This is a genomic window from Streptomyces anatolicus (assembly GCF_019400875.1).
Classification (GTDB): Bacteria; Actinomycetota; Actinomycetes; order Streptomycetales; family Streptomycetaceae; genus Streptomyces; species Streptomyces anatolicus.
Genome location: NZ_WMBF01000544.1, coordinates 1 through 3,944, shown reverse-complemented (window position 1 = coordinate 3,944; position 3,944 = coordinate 1). Strand labels below are relative to the sequence as shown.

At 73.3% G+C, this 3,944-nt stretch carries 4 protein-coding genes; 2 read left to right on the top strand and 2 right to left on the bottom strand.

The genetic code is table 11. The features are described 5' to 3' along the window. Window positions 1-807: LysR family transcriptional regulator (locus GKQ77_RS29240; protein WP_258022170.1), on the bottom strand; the 807-nt coding region annotated here is incomplete at its 3' end. 136 nt (window positions 808-943) lie between these two features. Between GKQ77_RS29240 and GKQ77_RS29235 the strand changes: the two genes are divergently transcribed. Further along, complete coding sequence (locus tag GKQ77_RS29235) at window positions 944-2,398, top strand: MFS transporter (RefSeq protein ID WP_219692097.1); 1,455 nt, start codon at window positions 944-946, stop codon at window positions 2,396-2,398. Then, window positions 2,395-2,841: a protein-tyrosine phosphatase family protein gene (locus tag GKQ77_RS29230; protein ID WP_219692095.1), complete on the top strand. Its 447-nt coding sequence runs from the start codon at window positions 2,395-2,397 to the stop codon at window positions 2,839-2,841. The genes GKQ77_RS29235 and GKQ77_RS29230 overlap by 4 nt, the downstream gene beginning before the upstream one ends. Before the next feature lie 60 nt (window positions 2,842-2,901). Here GKQ77_RS29230 and GKQ77_RS29225 read toward each other — a convergent pair. After that, a partial coding sequence (locus GKQ77_RS29225; protein ID WP_219692093.1) for a hypothetical protein occupies window positions 2,902-3,944 on the bottom strand: 1,043 nt, incomplete at its 5' end.

Here is a 3,944-nt window from a genome sequence, read left to right as displayed (position 1 = left end):
CGTCGGGGCCGCGTCCGTGAAGGGGACGTAGGTGATGCCGGGGCGGGCGTAGTACGTCGCCGTGTGGGCGGGGGCCAGGAGGGCGCCTCTGCCCGCCGCTACCAGGATCAGGCCCTCCTGCATGTTGACCACGCCGGGGCCTCGCTCGATGGGGCGGCCGCTCGGGGTGCGGGCGGGGACGTGGTGCTCCAGCCAGTAGTCGGGGACCTCGCCCGCGAGGGTGAGGAGGGGGACGGTGGCCAGGTCCTCCAGCGTCACCGTGTCCCGCCCGGCCAGCGGATGGCCCGCGGGCAGGGCGAGGACGCGGTCCTCGGCGAGCAGCGGAGGGCCGCCGCCCAGGTCCTCCTCCCTGACCGGCAGCTCGGTGAGCTGGACGTCGAATTCGCCCCTGCGCAGCTGCCCGTACGGATCGCCGAGCGGCACCTCGCAGACCTCCACGGCAAGGCCGGGGTGGCTGACGCGCAGCACCTCCGACGCCTTCATCACGATCTCGCCGGTGAGCGGGTTGGAGAAGCCGACGTGCAGCACGGACTCGATGCCGCGCGCGGTCGCCGCCGCGCGCTCCAGGGCCTCCTCGATCGCGTGGTGGTGGGGCGCGAGGTCGGCGCGCAGCTGCCTGCCGATCGAGGTGAGGGCGACCCTGCGGCTCGTACGGATGAACAGCGGCGCGCCCACGCGCCGTTCGAGCCGCTGGACGAGCTGGCTCACCCGCGCCTTGGACAGCCGCATCCGCTCGGCCGTGCGGCCGAAGTGCAGCTCGTCGGCGAGCAGCAGGAAGCACTCCAGTTCGTCGCGCTCGATCGGCATCGGGCCCCCAGGTCGTCGGATCGTTCAGCCTGCTTGAACGAACGTTGCGATCTTCGGCGTTGTTCCTCTCCCCCGCCTGACCGAGGGTGATTGAGCAGACAACAACAGCTGCCCATAACAGGAGAGTTGGGACGTCATGAGTGCCACAGCCCAGAGACCCACCGAAGAACTGCCGGACACCGGCTGGACCCGCCGCCAGTGGGGCGTCCTTCTCGTCCTGTGCGGCGCGATCTTCCTGGAGGGCATCGACGTCGCCATGCTCAACGTCGCCCTGCCCTCCATCCGCGCCGACCTGGGCCTGTCCACGGGCTCCTTGCAGTGGGTGATGAGCGCGTACGTCCTCGGGTACGGCGGCTTCATGCTGCTCGGCGGGCGCGCCGCCGACCTCTTCGGGCGCCGCCAGATGTTCGTGTTCTGGCTCTCCGTCTTCCTCGTCTTCTCCGGGCTCGGCGGGTTCGCCACCGAGGGGTGGACGCTGATCGTGGCCCGCTTCGTCACCGGGGTCGCCGCCGCCTTCATGACGCCCGCGGGGCTCTCGATCATCACCACCGGGTTCGCGGAGGGGCCGCAGCGCAACAAGGCCCTGCTCTTCTACTCCGGTACCGCCGCCGGCGGTTTCTCGGTCGGGCTCGTCGTGGGCGGGCTGCTGACCTCGGTCGGCTGGCGCTGGGTCTTCTTCGCGCCGGTCGTGCTCTCCGCCCTGATCCTCGCCGCGGCCCTCGCCTTCGTGCCGAAGTCGGCGCGTCCGGAGCGGGTGGCCGGGCAGGGGTTCGACCTGTGGGGCGGCGTGACCATCACCTCCGCCATCGTGCTGCTCGTCCTCGGCGTGGAGCGCGCCACGCACACCTCGGGCGCCTGGACGGCGGCCACGGTCGGCGCCGGTCTGGTGATGCTCGCCGCGTTCGTCGCGGTGGAGCGGCGCTCGGCGGCCCCGCTGGTGCGGCTCGGCATCCTGCGGGCCGGCAGTCTGGTCCGCGCCAACCTCGCCGGGCTGCTCTTCGCCGCGGGCTTCTTCGGCTTCCAGTTCCTGGTGGTGCTCTACCTCCAGGAGCTGCGGGAGTGGTCGACGCTCCAGACCAGCTTCGCGATGCTGATCATGGGCATCGACGCGATCCTCTCCCCCCTCCTCACCCCCAGGCTGGTGAACCGCTACGGCAACGCGCGGGTGATCTTCGGCGGGCTGCTCCTCGCCGCGCTCGCCTACGCCCTCTTCCTGCCGGTCGCCGCCGACTGGACGTACGCGATGATGCTCCCGAGCCTGGTCGTCGTCGGCCTCGCGTTCTCGCTGGCGTACGGGCCGCTCACCATCGTCGCCACCGAGGGCGTCGCCGAACAGGAGCAGGGTCTGGCCGGGGCGCTGCTCTACACGTCCTTCCAGTTCGGCGCGGCGCTCGGGCTCTCGGCGGTCACGGCGGTCAACGTCGCGGCCACGGCGTCCGGTTCACCGGCGGCCATGCTCGACGGCTACCGCGCGGCCCTGTGGGTCCCGCTGGCCGCCGCCCTGCTTGCCGCGGTGATCAGCGCCTTCGGGCTGCGGACGAGGCGAAGTGCCCTCCCCGAGCCGGTGGTGGCGCCTAGTCTGCGGGCATGACCGGTAGCGCGAAGACGGGTACGTGGCAGTCCGACGGCGCCGGAGTCCTGCGGTTGCCCTCCGGACGGCTCGTCCGGGGGCGGGGGCTGCGGCGCCCGCTCCCGGACGGTGACGTGCCCGACCTCGGGGTCTACCTTCTCGGCAAGCGGCCGCCCGAAGTCCCCTGGGAGGCCAAGTGGCTGGCCTGGCCCGACTTCCGGCTGCCGGGGGATCGCGCGCTGGCGCGGGAGCTGCTGCGCGAGGCGTGGGAGCGGGCGGCCGATGAGCGTGTCGAGGTGGCCTGCGGGGGCGGGCGCGGGCGGACCGGGACCGCCCTCGCCTGCATCGCCGTCCTGGACGGGGTGCCCGCGGACGAGGCCGTCGCCTTCGTACGGGCGCACTACGACCGGCACGCGGTGGAGACGCCCTGGCAGCGGCGGTACGTCCGGCGCTTCACCCCGTAGGCGCCGCGCCGGTGCCGTCGCCCCGTAGTCCCCGCGCCGGGTGCCGTTACCCCCGTGCCGTCACGCCGGTGCCGCGTGCTGCACCGACGTCAGCCGGGTCACGTCCCTGGCCGTCCCCGTCACCCCGGACAGGAAGCCCTGCGCGCGCGGTGAGGCGTTCTCCGTGAGCCAGGCCGGGTCGATGTCGCAGACCGCCACCTTCACGTCCGTGCCCGCCAGTGCCAGGGGGAGGGTGTGGACGACGGTGGAGGGGAAGCTGAGGATCGTACGGCCGATGGGGCCGCGGCGGGCGATCAGCTCCAGGGGGAGGTCGGGGCGCACCACCTGGAGGCCCGTCTCGACCGCGAGGCGGTGCAGCTTCTCGGAGCTCTCGCGGCGGTGCGCGAAGTAGCGCGTGGCGCCGTGGGCCAGGCAGAGGGCGCGGACCGCTTCCAGGTAGCGGTCGGGGTCCACCACGCCCGTCTCGACGAGGGACGTGCCGACCAGGTCGGCGCCGCGTGTGATGCGGGGCGGTCCGAAGCGCTCCCTGGTCCAGGCGAAGGAGTTGACGGTGATGCCGACGCCGGGCGGCGCCTGGTCGATCGGCATGGAGGAGAAGACCTCCACCGTCCGCGCCCCGCCGGGCGTCAGACGGCGCCGGGCGGCGGCCGAGACCGGGGCGAAGAGCAGGTCGCGGGGGCCGGGGCGGCCGCCCTTGCGGTGCCAGCGCACAAGGCGCTCACCGCGGGCGAGCTGGGAGATGAACTCCATGGTCGCCGTGCCGTCGTCCACCACCACGAGCGAGCGGGCGCGGGTGATGGTGAGCATGAGCTGTACGTAGCGGGAGAACGGGTCGCCTATGACGACCCGGTCCGCCTTGCGCAGCGCGCCCGCGAGACCGCCGACCGTCTGGAAGGGGGCGCTCGCGCCGCCGCGCGCCTCCTCCCAGCGGACCTCGACGCCCTCGTCGCGGACGAGCTGCGCCATGCGCCGCAACTGACCCCGGGTCATGGGGTCGTTGGGCGAGAGGACGACGACGGTGAGGCCCCCGGCCGGGCCGGTCGCGGCCGCCGCGTGCGCCCACTCCAGTACGTTCAGGAGCTGAACCGGGCTCTCCACGAAGG